The following is a 15,525-nucleotide window of genomic DNA, read 5'->3' on the forward strand; positions in this document are numbered from 1 at the left end:
CCGCGGGGCGGCCGGTGTCATTTTACCGTCTGTTTGGCGCTGTAACGAGCCAGTCGCCTGGCTTTTTCGAGCGCCGCCTGGGCTGCAGCCCCTTTTGTGAGCGCAGCATGTATCACATTTTCGAGCCCGAGTGCCAAACCCAATTGCTCAGAACTGAGCATTTCGAAATGTGGTATCGAAAACCCTGCTCTTTCGTCTTCTTGCGCCGCGTAATGCAGGGCCTTGAGCGGCCCCGTCATCTTGCTGCGACCGTCCGGCGCGGCATCGCTTGCGGTGATCAGGGCCACGAGATCGCCCGTCGCCAGCGCGGCGCGCACCTTGGTCGCCCCGAACGTCAACTGGCCCGCCTTGCGCGCCATGCCCAGCGCCGAAAACAGGCGCTGTTGCAGTCGCAACTGCGTCAGGCCCGGCAAATCCTCGGGCAGCCCGACCTCGCTCTTGAGGCTGCGCCCGAACACCTTGCGCTTGACCGCTTCCGCCACCGCGTCGCGATCCAGCGTGATCCACACGCCCCGTCCCTGCGCCTTCGCCTCGGTATCGGGCACCAGCATCCCGTCGGGGCCGAGCACGAACCGGATCAGCTCCGGGATCGGCAGCTGCGCCCTGGTCAGGGCGCAGAACCGCGTCGTGTCCTCGCGCCGTCCCACCGGGCGGCCCTCATCGATCTCGCCGTCAGGCGGATTCTTCTGTGCCAACCTCGCCAACTTCCTCGACGGGCTCGGCGTCGGCTTCGATCCAGCCGGCCTTGACGCGCGCCTGCATGATCATGTCTTCGGCTTCTTCCCGCGACACCGGGAAATCCTTGAAGGTGCCTTCAAAGCGCTTGGTCTCGCCGTCCTTGCGTTCGCTCCAGCCGACCAGATCGTCGGCGGCGCAACCGGCAAAGTCTTCCACCGTCCTAATCTCTTCCTGGCCCAGCGCCACCAGCATGGCGGCGGTCAGCCCGGCAATCTCGTAAAGCTCGTCCGCAACGCCCAGCTTGACGCGCTCTTCGTCATGGCCGCGATCGATGGCCGCCAGGTATTCGGCGGCGCGGTTCTGGATTTCCCCGGCGGTCTCTTCGTCGAACCCCTCGATGGAGGCGATTTCATTGACGTCGATATAGGCCAGTTCCTCGACCGACGAGAAACCTTCGGAAGCCAGTAATTGGGCAACCATCTCGTCAACGTCAAGGGCCGCGATGAACAAGCTCGAGCGTTCGGTGAATTCTTTTTGCCGGCGTTCGCTTTCTTCCTGCTCGGTCAGGATGTCGATATCCCAGCCGATCAGCTGTGACGCCAGGCGCACGTTCTGCCCGCGCCGGCCGATGGCGAGGCTCAACTGCTCGTCCGGAACCACCACTTCGATGCGCTCGGCCTGCTCGTCCAGCACCACCTTGGCTACGTCGGCCGGCTGCAATGCCGAGACCACGAGATCTGCGATGGTATCGGTCCAGGGAATGATGTCGATCTTTTCGCCCTGCAACTCGGCGACCACCGCCTGCACGCGCGATCCGCGCATGCCCACGCAGGCCCCGACCGGATCGATCGAGCTGTCCGAGGAGGTCACCGCGATCTTGGCGCGCGAGCCCGGATCGCGCGCGATCGAGCGGATGGTGATGACGCCGTCATAGATCTCGGGCACTTCCTGCATGAACAGCTTGGCCATGAACTGCGGATGCGTGCGCGACAGGAAAATCTGCGGGCCCCGCTGTTCGCGGCGCACGTCATAGACATAGGCGCGTACGCGATCGCCATAGCGGAACATTTCGCGCGGGATCAGTTCGTCGCGCCGGATGATGGCTTCGCCCCGGCCCAGATCGACGATCACATTGCCATATTCGACGCGCTTGACCGTGCCGTTGACGATCTCGCCGATGCGGTTGAAATATTCGTCATACATCCGCTCGCGCTCGGCATCGCGCACCTTCTGCACGATCACCTGCTTGGCCGACTGGGCCGCGATGCGCCCGAATTCCATCGGCGGTAGCGGCTCGGTCAGGAAGTCGCCGACCTTGGCGGTCGGGTTCTTGGGCAAGGCATCCTTGAGCGCGACCTGGCGGCTGTTTTCCTCGACGGCCTCCACGATCTCGAGCAGGCGCCACATCCGCGTCTCGCCCGAGCGCGGGTTGATCTCGACCTTGATTTCGGTTTCGGCGCCATAGCGGCCCTTGGCGGCCTTTTCCATCGCGTCCTGCATGGCTTCGATCACCACCATGCGGTCGATCGATTTCTCGCGGGCAACGGCATCTGCGATCTGCAGCAGTTCCAGTCGGTTCGCGCTCACAGCCATCAATGTATCTCCTGAGTCTTTGCTTTGCCTGCGGTATCCGCGGCCGCGTCGGCCTGCGGATCGTCAAGCGCGTCTGCGTCGGCAATTTCGATCGTCTCGGTTTCGTCGTCGTCCAGCGGATGGGCTTCCTGGTCGATCCGCGCCTTTTCCATCAATGCATCGGTCATCACCAGTTTGGCCTCGGCCAGATTGGCGAGGGCAAGTGTGTGATCCGGATCGGTGCCGGCCGGCGCATCGGGGAGGGTGATGGTGAAGCTGTCGGCATCGGCAGCCTTGATGGTGCCGCGAAAGCGCTTGCGCCCGTCGACCATGTCCGCCAGCTCGATCCGGGCCTCATGGCCGATATAGGCGATGAAGTCGCGGGCCCGCACCAGCGGCCGGTCGATGCCCGGGGAGCTCACTTCCAGATGGTACTCGCGCTCGATCGGGTCTTCCACGTCCAGCGCCGGCGACACATCCTTGCTCAGGGTCTCGCAATCCACGATGGTGAACCGCCCGGTCTCGTCCTCGGCCATGATCTGCAGCGTCATGCCGTTTTCCTGCGAGATCCGCACGCGCACCAGCGCATAGCCCAGACCATTGGCCACCGGCTCCACGATGGCGGCGATGCGGGCCTCCAGCCCGGTCTGCTTGATGTAGCGCGGTTCGTCGAGTTGGAAGCTCATCGGCCCTTCGGGTAATAAAAAAGAGCGGGGCCGGGAGGCGCCCACTCTGCAAACTTGCTGAGATGTTGCCTGCTCTATACGCCCGAATGCGCGATGCCGCAAGGGCGCCCTGCGCTCCGGGGCACCTGTACGGCGCGTCGTTGTCGCGGGCCGACAGGCCATGACTGGCGCGTCCAGGGCCGCCAGCCCAAAATAATGTCACTTTTGCCGACATTTTTCCGGCGCCTCACGACGCCGTCCCGACCGGCAAGAACGCTGCGGCCAGAAGCCTGGCGCGCGCCTTGGCAATGCAGGATCGGGGCCCACAGCACGGCGCAAACGCCCGGCCGGCAATTCGTCACCATGGCGAAACCCGGTAGCGCCGGCGATACTGGCGCACTTTTTAATGCCTTGATATCTTTGGTAAAACTCTCGTCACTCGCCGGCCAAGGTCAAGTGCTTATCACCCGTTTCTTTGATCTTGCGCCATGCGGGGCGCACGATCATTTCCGGTGTGTTCAAACGAAAGGAACACCAAAATGATCAAGACCTCAATCATCGCTCTCGTCACTGTTGCTTCGCTGGCCGGCATTGCTGCTCCTGCCTTTGCGGCAACCAGCCTGCTCGAAACCACCATCAACGACCGCACCGAATGGTCGTCCCAGGACGCTCTCGTGCGTCTGCAGCAGCAGGGCGTCCGTGCCACCGCTGCCGAGGACTGGGGCCATCTGGTGCGCGCCGACGTGACCCTCGAGGATGGCACCCAGGTCACGCAGTTCTTCGACCGCGATACCCTCAAGCCCGTTTCGCTCTAAGCTTTGGGCGACAGCGTCAATCCTGGGTTGGAGCGTGCGCGCTCCGGGCTAACTAACCGTCCAGGCGCCGCCGGCAATGTCCGACGGCGCCGGAACGGAACTTCTAATCGCTGCTGGTCAGGCGGATCACCGCCCCTTCGCCCGCATGATCGAACCGCACCCGCGCCGCTTCCACCGAGGCCCGGTGCTGCGCCGCGAACTGGCGCCACGTATCGGCAAGATCCAGAAAATGATGGCCCAGTTCGGTCAGTTCATAATCGACCCGCGGCGGGATCGTGGGAAACAGCGTCCGCGACACGAAGCCGTCGCGCTCCAGTTCGCGCAAGGTCGACGTCAGCGTCTTTTGCGAAATGCCGGTGATATCGCGGCGCAATTCATTGAATCGCCGCTTGTCGCGTCGCAGCCGCGTAATCACGATCAGCGTCCATTTTCCCGGCTTGACCACCAGCAATTCGTCGGGTGCGGCAGGGTCATAAGCGATAGAAGACATGCTGGCCTCGAAGTCGGTTCGACCCGATATGGGTTGCCGTTCGTCCGCTTCCAGACCTTGGCTGGATTAAACTTTGACATGTGGCGGAAACTTTTCGTTCGCCCGGTGCCGCCTCAAGCGCGCCGAAAGCTGAAGTAAAAGCTCACCAGCCGGCCCTCGCGCCGCGCCTTTTGCTCGTAGCGCGTGGCCTGCCAGCCTGGATAGGGCCGATGCCAACTGCCCGCTTCGCCCGGCGCGAAGCTGAACTGGGGCGCCCGCAAGATATGGGCCAGCGTCCAATCGGCATAGTCCTCGATATCGGTGGCGACATGCAATTGCCCGCCCGGACAGATCACCCGTGCCAGCTCGGCAAGCGTCGTCGGCGACACGAACCGCCGCTTGTGGTGGCGCGTCTTGGGCCACGGATCGGGATAGAGCAGATAGACTTCATCGAGACTGGCCTCCGGCAAAGCCATGAGCAGCTTGAGCGCATCGTCGGTATAAAGGCGGATATTGCCCAGGCCCTGCGCATTGATGGCCTGCACCATCTTGCCGATGCCCCCGGTAAACACCTCGCAGCCGATATAGCCGGTTTTGGGGGATCGGCCCGCCTCCAGCGCCAGGTGCTCGCCCCCGCCATAGCCGATCTCGACGATGATCTTGTCGGCTTCGGCAAACAGCGTCCTGGGATCGAGCGGCTCATCGAGCCTGATCTCGAGCGAGGGCAGGCTCGCTTCAAATTCGGCGCGCTGCCCGCCATGCAGCGTCTTGCCCGAACGGCGGCCGAAAAAGGCGCGCGGTTGGCCGGCACGAGTTTTGGGGAGCGCGTGTTCGGTCAAGGTCAGTCCTAACGAATCTCGATGATGCGTGTGCCCGCCATAATCGTGATAATGACAGCAGGCAATACCGTCTCGATCCTCGCCCAGAGCGCTGCCGTGCTTGTGTTCTCGATGCGCAGCCAGATAACGCTATGATCAATTAGGCCGCGTCGGGACAGGTCCGAAAAGTCGGCATCCTTGGTTACGACGCAGGCGGCAAGGGAGTTTGCCAGGAAGGCTATCTCGGGGTCCTTGGCCCCGACCGGCAAATGCTCGTAGACGTGACTGGACGCGTATCCCGCTGCAATAAAGTGCTTCACCAGACGGCTAGAGAGTTGTGCATCCAAAAGGAAATGCATTACTCGGCAGCGATGATAATTGACCGGTCGGCGCTCTGCGCGGCGTAGTAAAGCGCAGCCTGAATATCCTCCAGCACAAGCCAGGGAAGCTCATCTACGATCTGTTCAGGCGTTTCGCCTGTCGCCAAAGCTGCCAGAATGTGCCCAACGCCCACCCTGGTGCCCCGGATATGGGCTTTGCCTCCAAGCATGTCCCGATCAAAGGCGATGCGATCGAGCAACGCATCTTTGTCCGTCATGAAAAACTCCGAAGCCTGTTGATACCTCGCAGACTACACCTCGCAGCAATTCCAGGCAAACCGCGCCTACTTCACCGCCGCCTTCAGCGCGCCGACCAGGTCGGTCTTCTCCCAGGAAAAGCTGCCGTCGCGGCCCGCCTTGCGGCCGAAATGGCCATAGGCGGAGGTCTTGGCATAGATGGGCTTGTTGAGCTCGAGATGGGTACGGATGCCGCGTGGCGTCAGGTCCATGACCTTGCCGAGCACGCCCTCGAGCACGGTCTCGTCCACCTTGCCGGTGCCATGCAGGTCCACGTAGATCGAGAGCGGCTGCGCCACCCCGATGGCATAGCTGAGCTGGATCGTGGCGCGATCGGCAAGGCCTGCGGCCACCACGTTCTTGGCCAGATAGCGCGCGGCATAGGCGGCCGAGCGATCCACCTTTGTCGGGTCCTTGCCCGAAAACGCGCCGCCGCCATGGGGGGCCGCCCCACCATAGGTATCCACGATGATCTTGCGCCCGGTCAGGCCCGCATCCCCGTCGGGGCCGCCCACCACGAACTTGCCGGTGGGATTGACGTGCCAGACGGTGTCGGGGGAAATCCAGCCCTCCGGCAGTGCCTCGCGGATATAGGGCTCGACTATTCTGCGCACGTCGGTCGAAGTCAGCGTTGCGTCCAGATGCTGGGTCGACAGCACGATCTGGGTCACCCCCACCGGCTTGCCGGCTTCGTAGCGCACGGTCACCTGGCTCTTGGCGTCCGGTCCCAGCTTGCCGGCGGGGCCGTTATTGGCCTTGCGGGCAAGGGTCAGCGTTTCGAGGATCTTGTGCGCATAATAGATCGGCGCCGGCAGCAATTCGGGGGTTTCGCGGCTGGCATAGCCGAACATGATGCCCTGGTCGCCCGCGCCGACGTCCTTGTTGCCGCTTTCATCGACCCCCAGGGCGATGTCGGCCGATTGGCCATGCAGCAGCACATCGATCTTGACGGTCTTCCAGTGAAAGCCCGCCTGCTCGTATCCGATGGCGCGGATCGCCTTGCGGGCGGCCGATTTGAACTTGGAGGGATTGACCACCGGATTGCCCGAGCCATCGGTGAGCACCTGCCCGTCGCGGTCCTTTTTCAGCAGCGTCTCGGGCACCCGCACTTCGCCCGCGATGATGACGCGATTGGTGGTCGCCAGCGTTTCGCAGGCAATGCGCACCTTGGACGGGTCCATGCCGGCCTTCTTGGCTTCGCGGAACACCAGATCGACGATCTCGTCGGAAATGCGGTCGCAAACCTTGTCGGGATGCCCCTCGGAAACCGATTCCGAGGTGAAAAGATAGGATGAGCGGACCAAGTTGACGTTCCTCAAACTGCAGAAAATGCTCAAAAACACGCTATTCTGCCGGGTTTGTGACACCCGGCCAGCCTGCGGTCAAGCTGGATATAAAGAAAGCTTGATATGAGCTGGGATGCGATGGGGCAACAAAATGCCCATGCCGAAACGCCGCGCGGTTGTACCGGGGGGTTAGCGCCATTCAAGCGCAGTTCTCATGGTCTTCTCCCGTCAAATCGCTCCCGCGGAGCGATTTCCCGCCATCCTTATCGTTTCCGCCGCCCCCGCGTCGCTAGCAAGGAGATCAACACCCCCAATCCCAGCGCCGCCAGCAGCGGCCAGGAGCGCAGGCGTGAGAATACGGTGCCGTCCAGCCGCTCGTGCGGGCGCACGTCGAGGACGCCCATTTGCATCGGCGCCAGCTGCGCCACGATCCGGCCCCAGGGATCGGTGGCAAACGTCAGCCCGGAATTGGCGGCGCGGATCAGGCTCATGCCTTCCTCGACCGCGCGCAGCCGGGCGTGGTGGGCGTGTTGGGCCGGCCCGATCGAGCCGTCGAACCAGGCATCATTGGTGATGTTGAACAGGTAGGCGGCATTCGCCGTGTCGCCCAAATCGCCCGAAAACAGGATTTCGTAGCAGATCAGCGCCAGGAACGACGGCGCGCCGGCCAGGCTCATCAGCCGGCGCTTGGCGTCGCCATGGCCCCAGCCATTGGCGCCGGGCACGAACTGCTTGATCCCCAGACGCGCAAACCAGTCCTGAAACGGCAGGAATTCGCCAAACGGCACCAGATGCGATTTGTCGTAGCTGCCCACCACCTCGCCATCGCTGTCGATGGCCAGGATGGCGTTGAACGGCGCCCCGTTGGCGCCATTGGGCTCATATTGCTCGCGCGGCGCCCCGGCCAGCAGGATCGCGGTGTCCGGCAGCATGCGCGCGATGCGCGCCAGGGCGTCGGGATATTGGCTGAGGAAGAACGGCAGCGACGATTCGGGCCAGACCACTTGCGTAATATCGGCCAGGCCCTTGTCGTCCGGGCCGGTCTGCAGTTCCGACAGCATCAGCAATTTGTCGATCAGCGCCACCGGATCGACCTTGCCCCAATCGGCATGCTCGTAGATCAGCGGCTGCACCAGCCGCATGGCGACATCGCTGCGCTCTGGAGACGGTGGTTCCCCCAGCCGGTTCAGCCCATAGCCCAACTGCCCGGCCAGCACGGCGATGGCAAGGAAAAACGGCAGGAGCCGGCGGCTGAGCCCGCGTCCATCCGCCGGCCAGATCAGCGCCGGGCTCATCGCCAACAGCGCCGCCAGCAGGGTCAGCCCATAAACCCCGATCACCGAGGCCAGCTGCATCATCTCGTCGGTGCCGGTCAGGCTATAGCCGAGCAGGTCGAACGGAAACCCGGTCAGCACATGGCCCCGCGCCCATTCGGCAATGCTCAGCGTCGTCGCCAGGGTCACGATGCGCCAGGGCCCGTTCGACCACAAGAGATGAGCGGCGGCGCTGGCCACGCCCCAGAACACGGCGATCAGCGCCGCCAGCAGGAGGATGGCGAACGGCATCAGGGCGATCATCACGCCCCCTTCGATAAAGAAGGCGGCGCCCAGCCAGTGGAACGCCACTGTGAAATAGCCCCAGCCAAAGGCAAAGCCGATCCGGAACGCCGGCCCGAACACCTTGCCCAGGCTCCGCCGCCGCTCGGCGCCATCCAGGCACCACACCCAGATCGGCAGGGTCACGAACAGCGCCGGCAGGATGAACCAGGGCGGGATCGACAGCGCCGCAATGGCCCCCGCCAGCACCAGCAGGACGAAGCGCCGCCAGCCGTGGCTGAGCATGGCGGTCTCGGCCAGCCAGGTCATCGGGGAGTGCTCGGCGAATCAGGATGCATGGGGGCAAAGTCGCTGCCGGGGGCAGGGGCGTCAAGGCGGTGGACTTACCGCGGCGGCGGCGCTAGGAGGCACAGGCCCCCTCATCCGCCCTGCGGGCACCTTCTCCCACGAGGCGAGAAGGGGAGCACCGAATGCGGACACCCACGGAGCCACCCCTTGCCCCTTGTGTGGGAGGGTGGATCGCGCAGAGCGCGAGACGGGTGAGGGGTCGGGAGCCCGCGTGTCGCATTTGCCCATCACCCTCGCCATCGATACCGCCGCGCCGCGCCTGCAATTGGCCGTGCTGCGCGCCGATGGCACCGTGGATGTGTCGGTGGACGACATCGCGACCGGCCATGCCGAACTGATCTTTGCGCGCATCGCGACGCTGCTCGCGCGGAACAATCTTGGCTATGCCGACCTCGCCCGCGTCGTGGTCACCACCGGGCCCGGCTCGTTCACCGGGCTGCGCATCGGCCTTTCCGCCGCGCGCGGCATTGCCCTAGCGCGCGATATTGCTGCCATCGGCGTTCCGAGCCTGCTGGCCCTCTCGCTTGCCGCTCCGGCCAACCAGGCTGTGACGGTCCTGCTGGACGCCCGCCGCGAGGAGGCCTATGTCCAAAGCTTTGCCGTGCCTGGCCGGCCTATCGCTCCGGCCCGCATCCTGCCCATGAACGAGGCGCGCGCAGCCATCGTGCCGGGGTCCACCCTGCTCGAAACCCCCTTCGTCGATATTGCCTTGCTCGCCGTCTATGGCGCCGCGGCCGATCCTGCGATGCACCGGCCCGAACCCGATTATGTGCGCGCCGCCGATGCCAAGCCGCAAACAGCGGCGCAGATCGCGAGACGCACCCCATGATGAAACTCTGGATAGCCCCGGCGGGCCTGCATGTGGAACCCGCACAAGGGCGCGATGCCGGTGAGCTGGCGCGCATTCACGCCCAGGGCTTCTATCGGGGCTGGCCGCGCGAGGAATTTAGCGGATTTCTGGGTGAGCCGGACACGCCGGTCTATATCGCCTGCGACGCCCGACGCCGCATTGCCGGTTTCGCCCTGATCCGCCAGGCCGCCGACGAGGCCGAACTGCTCACCATTGCCGTCGATCCCAAATGGCGCGGCAAGCATGTGGGCCGGGCCTTGCTGCGCGCGGCGCTGGATGACTTGCGCATGAGCCCGGCCCGGCGCATGTTTTTGGAAGTGGACGAGCAGAACGCCGCCGCGATCCGGCTCTATAGCGGGCAGGGCTTTACCAGGATCGGCGCGCGCAAGGGCTATTATCCGCGCCCGGACGGCTCCGCCGCGACCGCGCTTGTCATGGCGCGCGATCTTGGATAACCCGGATCAGTGAGACGATCACCAAGGGGGCTGCGGTGAACAAGAGCCAGACCGAGCCGACATTGGAAGAAGCCTGCGTGGCCAAGGGCATGCGCATGACCGACCAGCGCCGCGTCATCGCCCAGGTGATCGAGGCGGCCGCCGACCATCCCGATGTCGAGGAACTCTATCGCCGCGCCGCGGCGCTCGACGATCGCATTTCGCTGTCCACCGTTTACCGCACCGTCAACCTGTTCGAAGAGGCAGGGCTGGTCACCAAGCATGATTTCAAGGACGGCCGCGCCCGCTTCGAGCTCATCCCCGACGAACACCACGACCATTTGATCGATATCCGCTCGGGCAAGGTCATCGAATTCCGCAACGAGGAGATCGAGGCCATCCAGGAGCTGATCGCGCGCAAGCTGGGCTATCGGCTGGTCGATCATCGGCTGGAACTTTACGCCGTGCCGCTGGACCCCAAGGACCAGGGCGGCAAGCCATGACCGTGCTGCGCGCGCTGTTCTTCGTCTTCGTCTTCATTCCCGTGCTCGTCGTGGTCATTCCGGCCCAGGCGCTGATCAACGCGCTGCGCTTGCCGTTCTGGAACGTCTTGCCGCGCGTGTTTCATCGCGTCGGCTGCATCTTTCTCGGCCTGCGCGTCAGGGTGGTGGGCCAGCCGGCGACCGGGCGGGCGACGCTTCTGGTCTCCAACCATATCTCCTGGACCGATATCGTCGCCATCGGCGCGGTCGCCGACGTCACCTTCGTGGCCAAGCGCGAAGTGGGCGACTGGTTCTTCGTGGGCATGATGGCGCGGCTGCAAAAGACCATCTTCGTTGATCGCACCCGGCGCAGCGACGCCGCCCGCACCAGCCGCGAAATGGGCGCGCACATGGCCGGCGGCAATGCCGTGCTGCTGTTTGCCGAGGGACAGTCCGATGTCGGCACCCACGTGCTGCCGTTCCGCTCGGCTCTGGTGGGCGCGGCCCAGCACGCCATGATCGAGGCCGGCGCTACCGACGTTTTGATCCAGCCATTGACTATCGCCTATACCCGCCTGCAGGGCCTGCCTGTCAGCCGGGTCGAGCGCGCTTTGATCTCCTGGGTCAAGTCCAAATCGCTGGGGCAGAACATCCGCGAGATCCTCTCGGGCGGCGTCAAGGACGTCACCATCGCCTTCGGCACCCCCATTCCACTGGGCGAGCAAGCCGATCGCAAGGCGGTCAGCAAGGCCGCCGAGACGCAGGTGCGCCAGATGCTGGTCGCGCTCAATCGCGGCCACGACCTGTCCGTCGCCGGACGCTGACCCCCACGTATTAAGCCTAATGGCGGCCTTCGCTGGCCGGTTAAGCTTTGGTTAGCTATGCTCCAGGCGAAGTTGGGGAGGCGGCAATGATCTGGCAATTGGCGGCCATGTGGCTGATCGTGGGGACGACCATCGTCTGGTTCGTGCGCGACGAACGGCGCCTGCGCCACGCAACGCTCAGCGCCCAGGCCCTCCATTTCAGCAAGGTGCCGCACGACCGCCGTCCCGCCGCCGACGGTGCGCTCCCGCCCGCGGCGCGGGTAAGCGTCATGAGCGGCACCGACCAGGCGATCCGCAGCGAATTCCTGCGCAAGATCGGCGCTCTCTAGACCCCCTCGCCACGGCTGAGATTGGCCTTGAGCCGGGCTACGATGGTGGCCGCCTTGAGCATCAGGGCCATGTCCACGTCGCCCTCCGGCCTGGTTTCGGCAAACTGCGCCCAGACCGGAATGAACAGCTCGTGGGTGGCGTCACGCCCATCCATGGTCTCGCGCAGGATCACCCGCACCTTGCCCGTGACGCGACCCTCGAGGCGCGGATGGGGGTGTTTTTCACTGACGGCAATTTCGATGAGATCATAGGGCACGTCATCCGGCTCCGGTTGGAGCCCCCGCGCATGACGCTAGGCGCGGATGGTTCACAAGAGCTTAACGGCGCTTGCCGGCGCAAGGTTCTCCACAATTGGCGCAGCGCGCCGGCTTGGTACGAAACTACACCTTGACGGCGTGCTCCACCATGCCGGCATCCCCGAACAGGCGTAGATAGCGCGCGATCTCCGCCGGCTTGCCGGTGGCCTTGGCGGGATTGTCGCTGAGCTTGACCGCGGGGCGCCCGTCCGCTTCGCTGACCTTGATGACGATGGAAATCGGATCGAGCTGCGCATTAGGCTCGGGCGAGCAGCCCTCGAAATCATTGGTCAGATTGGTGCCCCAGCCAAAGGCCATGCGCACCTTGCCGTCGAAATGCAGGTACGCTTCCTCGATCATGTCGACATCCAGCCCGTCCGAAAAGATCAACAGCTTGTCGCGCGGATCGCGGCCGCGTTCCGTCCACCAGGCGATGATGCGCTCGCCCCCCTCGATTGCCGGGGCGCTGTCGGGGCGGAACCCGGTCCAGTCCGCCACCCAGTCGGGCGCGTGCTTCAAGAACGAATCGGTGCCGAACGCATCGGGCAAGACGATCTTGAGATTGCCCCCGTAATAGCTCTCCCAATCCTGCAGCACCTGGTAGGGCGAGGCGATCAGCGCCGCATCGGTCTTGGCCAGGGCCGCCAGCACCATGGGCAGTTCATGGGCATTGGTGCCCAGGGCTTCGAGGTCATTGTCCATCGCCAGCTTGACATTGGAGGTACCGGTAAACGCGTCCCCGATGCCTTCCTTGAGCGCCTCGACGCACCAGCGCTGCCACAGGAACGAATGGCGCCGCCGCGTGCCGAAATCGGAAATGCGCAGGTCCGGCAGCTTTTGCAGCCGCTCCACCTTTTCCCACATCTTGGCCTTGGCGCGGGCATAGAGCACATCCAGTGCGAACGGCCCGTAATGCTTCATCGCCGCGCGACTGCGCAGTTCGTTGATGATGGCCAGCGCCGGAATTTCCCACATCGAGGTTTCCAGCCACTTGCCGGCAAATTCCAGCACGAACTGCCCGTCACGCTTTTCCAGCCGGTATTCGGGCAGGCTGAAGCCTTCGAGCCATTTGAGAAAGCCCGGCTCGAAAATCTGCCGCGAGCCGTAAAAGCTGTTGCCCGCCAGCCAGATCATTTCCTTTTTGGAAAACCGCACCGTGCGGGCATGGTCGAGCTGGGCGCGCAACTCACCTTCGTCGATCTCCTCGGCCAGGTACACGCTGGTGGTGCGGTTGATCAATGCAAACGTCGCATCGACCTTGGGGTAGAGACCCCAGATCATCTGCAGCATCAACAGCTTGTAGAAATCGGTATCGAGCAGGCTGCGCACGATGGGATCGAGCTTCCAGGTATGGTCGTAAACCCGCCGGGCCATGTCGGTATAGGTCGCCATCGGATCTCGCTCGCTCGAAAAAATGCGCCCGCTTTTAACGCGACCAAACGCGCATGGCTAGTCGAGTGCGCCGACCTCCCTCGGGGCAACGCCGCAACCGGTGCAGGCCAGACCGGCTCGGCCGCAACCTGCAAGCAATCGAGTAGGCCTGTAAAGATATACAAAATGTATATTCGTGGCGCGAAGCGGTCTTGCCGCCGAAATTTTCAGGGTTTTTTAAGTTAACATACGTAGTTTTCACAAGCTGGTGCAACACCTGCCTAGTGCACTGACCGCCGGGGGGCTAACGTGTTCGCAAACATCTTGTCGGGTGGCGCCGCACGCCGCATTGCCGCTGCCCAGGCCGTTTCGATTATCGACGCCATCTCGCGCTCCCAGGCCAGCATCGAATTTTCGCTCGACGGCACTATCCTCGACGCCAACGAGAATTTCCTCGCCGTGTTCGGCTATGAACGTGCCGACATCATCGGCCAACACCACCGCCTGTTCGTTGACCCCGACACTGCCGCCAGCCCGCATTATGCGCAATTCTGGCAGAGCCTGGCCCGCGGCGAGTTTCAGGCCGCCGAGTACAAGCGGATTGGCAAGGGTGGCAAGCAGGTCTGGATCCAGGCGTCCTACAACCCGGTCCTGGGCCGCGACGGCAAGCCGGCCAAGGTGATCAAGTTCGCCACCGACGTGACCGCCAGCAAACTCGCGGCCGCCGATTGGGCCGGCCAGTTGGCGGCGATCTCCAAGTCCCAGGCGGTGATCGCCTTCAACCTCGCGGGCGAGGTGCTGACGGCCAACGCCAATTTCTGTACCGCGCTCGGCTATCGGCTCGACGAGATCGTGGGGCGTCACCATCGCATGTTCGTGCTGCCCGAACAGATCGAGTCGCCCCAATACAAGGCGTTCTGGGCAGCCCTGGGCCGGGGGGAATATCAATCGGCCGAGTATTTGCGCGTCGGCAAGGGCGGCCGGCATGTCTGGATCCAGGCATCCTACAACCCGATCTTCGATCTTGACGGCAAGGCCTTCAAGATCGTCAAATACGCCACCGACATTACCGCCCGCAAAGCCTCCGTGGATGCCTTGTCCCAAGGCCTGTCGCGGCTGGCAACCGGCGATCTCACCACCACCATCGACACCCCGTTTCTGCCCGACATGGAAGATGTGCGCGCCACGTTCAACCGCACCACAACGACGTTTTCCGACATCATCGGCCAGATCCGGCAAACCTCCGGCGCGCTCAAGTCGGCCACCGGCGAAATCCTGTTGGGCTCCAACAATCTGAGCGAGCGCACCACACGCCAGGCCGCATCCATCGAGGAGACCTCGGCGGCCATGGAGCAATTGGCCGCCACGGTGCTGGACAATACCAGGCGCGCCGAATCCGCGTCCGCCGTGGCCCAGTCGGTCTCCGGCACCACCGAGCAGACCGGCACCGTCATGGCCAGGGCAACCGATGCCATGGAGCGCATCATGCAGTCCTCGGCCAAGATTTCCAACATCATCGGCATGATCGACGACATCGCCTTCCAGACCAATCTCCTGGCGCTGAACGCGTCGGTGGAAGCGGCGCGGGCGGGGGACGCCGGCAAGGGCTTTGCCGTGGTCGCCGTCGAAGTGCGGCGGCTGGCGCAGTCGGCCGCCAGCGCTTCTTCGGACGTCAAGGCGCTGATCGAGCAATCGGCAACCGAAGTCTTGGGGGGCTCCAAACTGGTCTCCGAAGCCAGCCAGAAACTCGAACTCATGCTCGACGGCGTGCGCCAGAACCGCACGCTGATCGAAGCCATCGCCAAGGCGAGCCAGGACCAATCCGCCGCCCTGGTCGAGGTTTCCAATGCCATCTCTGAAATGGACGAGCTGACCCAGCACAATGCCGCCCTGGTGGAACAGACCAACGCGGCCATCGGGCAGACCGAGAGCCAGGCGAGCAAGCTGGACCAGATCGTCGAGGTCTTCACCGTCGGCAGCGGCGTCGTGTCCGCACCGATCCAGAACGGGGCGGCACCAGGACCCGCGTCCGCCAAGCCCGTGGCCCGGTCCTACCGGAACGCGGGCAATGCCGCGCTCAAGACGGATTGGGAAGCCTTCTGAACCACTGAGGG

18 protein-coding genes are annotated in these 15,525 nt (G+C 64.0%); 7 read left to right on the forward strand and 11 right to left on the reverse strand.

Annotated features, from left to right (window positions below; translation table 11 throughout):
- Window positions 1-17: 17 nt before the first annotated feature.
- The 3 genes from ACFE8X_RS09255 to rimP are packed head-to-tail and all read right to left on the reverse strand — an operon-like array spanning window position 18 to window position 2,936.
- Window positions 18-695, reverse strand: coding sequence for an RNA-binding protein (locus ACFE8X_RS09255; RefSeq protein ID WP_375451174.1), 678 nt, complete (start codon window positions 693-695; stop codon window positions 18-20).
- Window positions 673-2,271, reverse strand: coding sequence for a transcription termination factor NusA (gene nusA, locus ACFE8X_RS09260; RefSeq protein WP_375451175.1), 1,599 nt, complete (start codon window positions 2,269-2,271; stop codon window positions 673-675). Before nusA ends, ACFE8X_RS09255 begins: the two co-directional genes overlap by 23 nt.
- Window positions 2,271-2,936: a ribosome maturation factor RimP gene (rimP, locus tag ACFE8X_RS09265; protein WP_375451176.1), complete on the reverse strand. Its 666-nt coding sequence runs from the start codon at window positions 2,934-2,936 to the stop codon at window positions 2,271-2,273. Before rimP ends, nusA begins: the two co-directional genes overlap by 1 nt.
- A gap of 518 nt (window positions 2,937-3,454) precedes the next feature.
- Here rimP and ACFE8X_RS09270 point away from each other — a divergent pair.
- Window positions 3,455-3,730: a hypothetical protein gene (locus ACFE8X_RS09270; protein WP_375451177.1), complete on the forward strand. Its 276-nt coding sequence runs from the start codon at window positions 3,455-3,457 to the stop codon at window positions 3,728-3,730.
- A gap of 103 nt (window positions 3,731-3,833) precedes the next feature.
- Here ACFE8X_RS09270 and ACFE8X_RS09275 read toward each other — a convergent pair whose 3' ends face one another.
- The 6 genes from ACFE8X_RS09275 to lnt form a co-directional block, all read right to left on the reverse strand.
- Entirely contained in the window at window positions 3,834-4,220 is a 387-nt protein-coding gene (locus ACFE8X_RS09275) for a winged helix-turn-helix transcriptional regulator (RefSeq protein ID WP_375451178.1), read from the reverse strand.
- A 113-nt stretch (window positions 4,221-4,333) separates the two neighbouring features.
- The gene (gene trmB, locus ACFE8X_RS09280; protein ID WP_375451179.1) at window positions 4,334-5,038 is read right to left on the reverse strand and encodes a tRNA (guanosine(46)-N7)-methyltransferase TrmB; all 705 of its coding nucleotides are present in this window, start codon (window positions 5,036-5,038) and stop codon (window positions 4,334-4,336) included.
- 8 nt (window positions 5,039-5,046) lie between these two features.
- Window positions 5,047-5,376 (reverse strand): DUF5615 family PIN-like protein, encoded by a 330-nt coding sequence (locus ACFE8X_RS09285; RefSeq protein WP_375451180.1) that lies wholly within the window; start codon window positions 5,374-5,376, stop codon window positions 5,047-5,049.
- Window positions 5,376-5,615 carry a DUF433 domain-containing protein gene (locus tag ACFE8X_RS09290; RefSeq protein WP_375451181.1) on the reverse strand — a complete coding sequence of 80 codons (240 nt, stop codon included), beginning with the start codon at window positions 5,613-5,615 and terminating at the stop codon, window positions 5,376-5,378. The genes ACFE8X_RS09285 and ACFE8X_RS09290 overlap by 1 nt, the downstream gene beginning before the upstream one ends.
- A 66-nt stretch (window positions 5,616-5,681) precedes the next feature.
- Entirely contained in the window at window positions 5,682-6,938 is a 1,257-nt protein-coding gene (metK, locus tag ACFE8X_RS09295; protein ID WP_375451182.1) for a methionine adenosyltransferase, read from the reverse strand.
- Between the two features lie 245 nt (window positions 6,939-7,183).
- Window positions 7,184-8,785 (reverse strand): apolipoprotein N-acyltransferase, encoded by a 1,602-nt coding sequence (lnt, locus tag ACFE8X_RS09300; RefSeq protein WP_375451183.1) that lies wholly within the window; start codon window positions 8,783-8,785, stop codon window positions 7,184-7,186.
- Between the two features lie 250 nt (window positions 8,786-9,035).
- Here lnt and tsaB point away from each other — a divergent pair, with 250 nt between their 5' ends.
- The 5 genes from tsaB (at window position 9,036) to ACFE8X_RS09325 (ending at window position 11,743) form a co-directional block, all read left to right on the forward strand.
- Window positions 9,036-9,653, forward strand: a complete 618-nt coding sequence (gene tsaB, locus ACFE8X_RS09305; protein ID WP_375451184.1) for a tRNA (adenosine(37)-N6)-threonylcarbamoyltransferase complex dimerization subunit type 1 TsaB — start codon at window positions 9,036-9,038, stop codon at window positions 9,651-9,653.
- Complete coding sequence (gene rimI, locus ACFE8X_RS09310) at window positions 9,650-10,129, forward strand: ribosomal protein S18-alanine N-acetyltransferase (protein ID WP_375451185.1); 480 nt, start codon at window positions 9,650-9,652, stop codon at window positions 10,127-10,129. The genes tsaB and rimI overlap by 4 nt, the downstream gene beginning before the upstream one ends.
- A gap of 89 nt (window positions 10,130-10,218) precedes the next feature.
- Window positions 10,219-10,611 carry a Fur family transcriptional regulator gene (locus tag ACFE8X_RS09315; protein ID WP_375451268.1) on the forward strand — a complete coding sequence of 131 codons (393 nt, stop codon included), beginning with the start codon at window positions 10,219-10,221 and terminating at the stop codon, window positions 10,609-10,611.
- Window positions 10,608-11,414 carry a lysophospholipid acyltransferase family protein gene (locus ACFE8X_RS09320; RefSeq protein WP_375451186.1) on the forward strand — a complete coding sequence of 269 codons (807 nt, stop codon included), beginning with the start codon at window positions 10,608-10,610 and terminating at the stop codon, window positions 11,412-11,414. The genes ACFE8X_RS09315 and ACFE8X_RS09320 overlap by 4 nt, the downstream gene beginning before the upstream one ends.
- Before the next feature lie 86 nt (window positions 11,415-11,500).
- Window positions 11,501-11,743: a hypothetical protein gene (locus tag ACFE8X_RS09325; RefSeq protein WP_375451187.1), complete on the forward strand. Its 243-nt coding sequence runs from the start codon at window positions 11,501-11,503 to the stop codon at window positions 11,741-11,743.
- On the opposite strand, the gene ACFE8X_RS09330 is transcribed toward ACFE8X_RS09325, so the two are convergent.
- Complete coding sequence (locus ACFE8X_RS09330; RefSeq protein ID WP_375451188.1) at window positions 11,740-12,000, reverse strand: hypothetical protein; 261 nt, start codon at window positions 11,998-12,000, stop codon at window positions 11,740-11,742. The genes ACFE8X_RS09325 and ACFE8X_RS09330 overlap by 4 nt on opposite strands.
- A 124-nt stretch (window positions 12,001-12,124) precedes the next feature.
- Window positions 12,125-13,432, reverse strand: coding sequence for a nicotinate phosphoribosyltransferase (gene pncB, locus ACFE8X_RS09335; protein ID WP_375451189.1), 1,308 nt, complete (start codon window positions 13,430-13,432; stop codon window positions 12,125-12,127).
- Window positions 13,433-13,720: 288 nt separating this feature from the next.
- On the opposite strand from pncB, the gene ACFE8X_RS09340 reads away from it, so the two are divergent.
- On the forward strand, window positions 13,721-15,514 hold the full coding sequence (locus ACFE8X_RS09340) for a methyl-accepting chemotaxis protein (RefSeq protein WP_375451190.1): 1,794 nt from the start codon (window positions 13,721-13,723) through the stop codon (window positions 15,512-15,514).
- The last annotated feature ends 11 nt before the right edge of the window (window positions 15,515-15,525 follow it).

Origin of the sequence: uncultured Devosia sp., from assembly GCF_964244875.1 — a bacterium.
GTDB lineage: Bacteria > Pseudomonadota > Alphaproteobacteria > Rhizobiales > Devosiaceae > Devosia.

What these genes read in the sequence shown, in the direction of transcription:
- nusA (WP_375451175.1), bottom strand. Translation starts at nt 2,271, where the DNA reads ATGGCTGTGAGCGCGAACCGACTGGAACTGCTGCAGATCGCAGATGCC.
- rimP (WP_375451176.1), bottom strand. Translation starts at nt 2,936, where the DNA reads ATGAGCTTCCAACTCGACGAACCGCGCTACATCAAGCAGACCGGGCTG.
- ACFE8X_RS09270 (WP_375451177.1), top strand. Translation starts at nt 3,455, where the DNA reads ATGATCAAGACCTCAATCATCGCTCTCGTCACTGTTGCTTCGCTGGCC.
- ACFE8X_RS09275 (WP_375451178.1), bottom strand. Translation starts at nt 4,220, where the DNA reads ATGTCTTCTATCGCTTATGACCCTGCCGCACCCGACGAATTGCTGGTG.
- ACFE8X_RS09285 (WP_375451180.1), bottom strand. Translation starts at nt 5,376, where the DNA reads ATGCATTTCCTTTTGGATGCACAACTCTCTAGCCGTCTGGTGAAGCAC.
- ACFE8X_RS09290 (WP_375451181.1), bottom strand. Translation starts at nt 5,615, where the DNA reads ATGACGGACAAAGATGCGTTGCTCGATCGCATCGCCTTTGATCGGGAC.
- lnt (WP_375451183.1), bottom strand. Translation starts at nt 8,785, where the DNA reads ATGACCTGGCTGGCCGAGACCGCCATGCTCAGCCACGGCTGGCGGCGC.
- rimI (WP_375451185.1), top strand. Translation starts at nt 9,650, where the DNA reads ATGATGAAACTCTGGATAGCCCCGGCGGGCCTGCATGTGGAACCCGCA.
- ACFE8X_RS09315 (WP_375451268.1), top strand. Translation starts at nt 10,219, where the DNA reads ATGCGCATGACCGACCAGCGCCGCGTCATCGCCCAGGTGATCGAGGCG.
- ACFE8X_RS09320 (WP_375451186.1), top strand. Translation starts at nt 10,608, where the DNA reads ATGACCGTGCTGCGCGCGCTGTTCTTCGTCTTCGTCTTCATTCCCGTG.
- ACFE8X_RS09325 (WP_375451187.1), top strand. Translation starts at nt 11,501, where the DNA reads ATGATCTGGCAATTGGCGGCCATGTGGCTGATCGTGGGGACGACCATC.
- pncB (WP_375451189.1), bottom strand. Translation starts at nt 13,432, where the DNA reads ATGGCGACCTATACCGACATGGCCCGGCGGGTTTACGACCATACCTGG.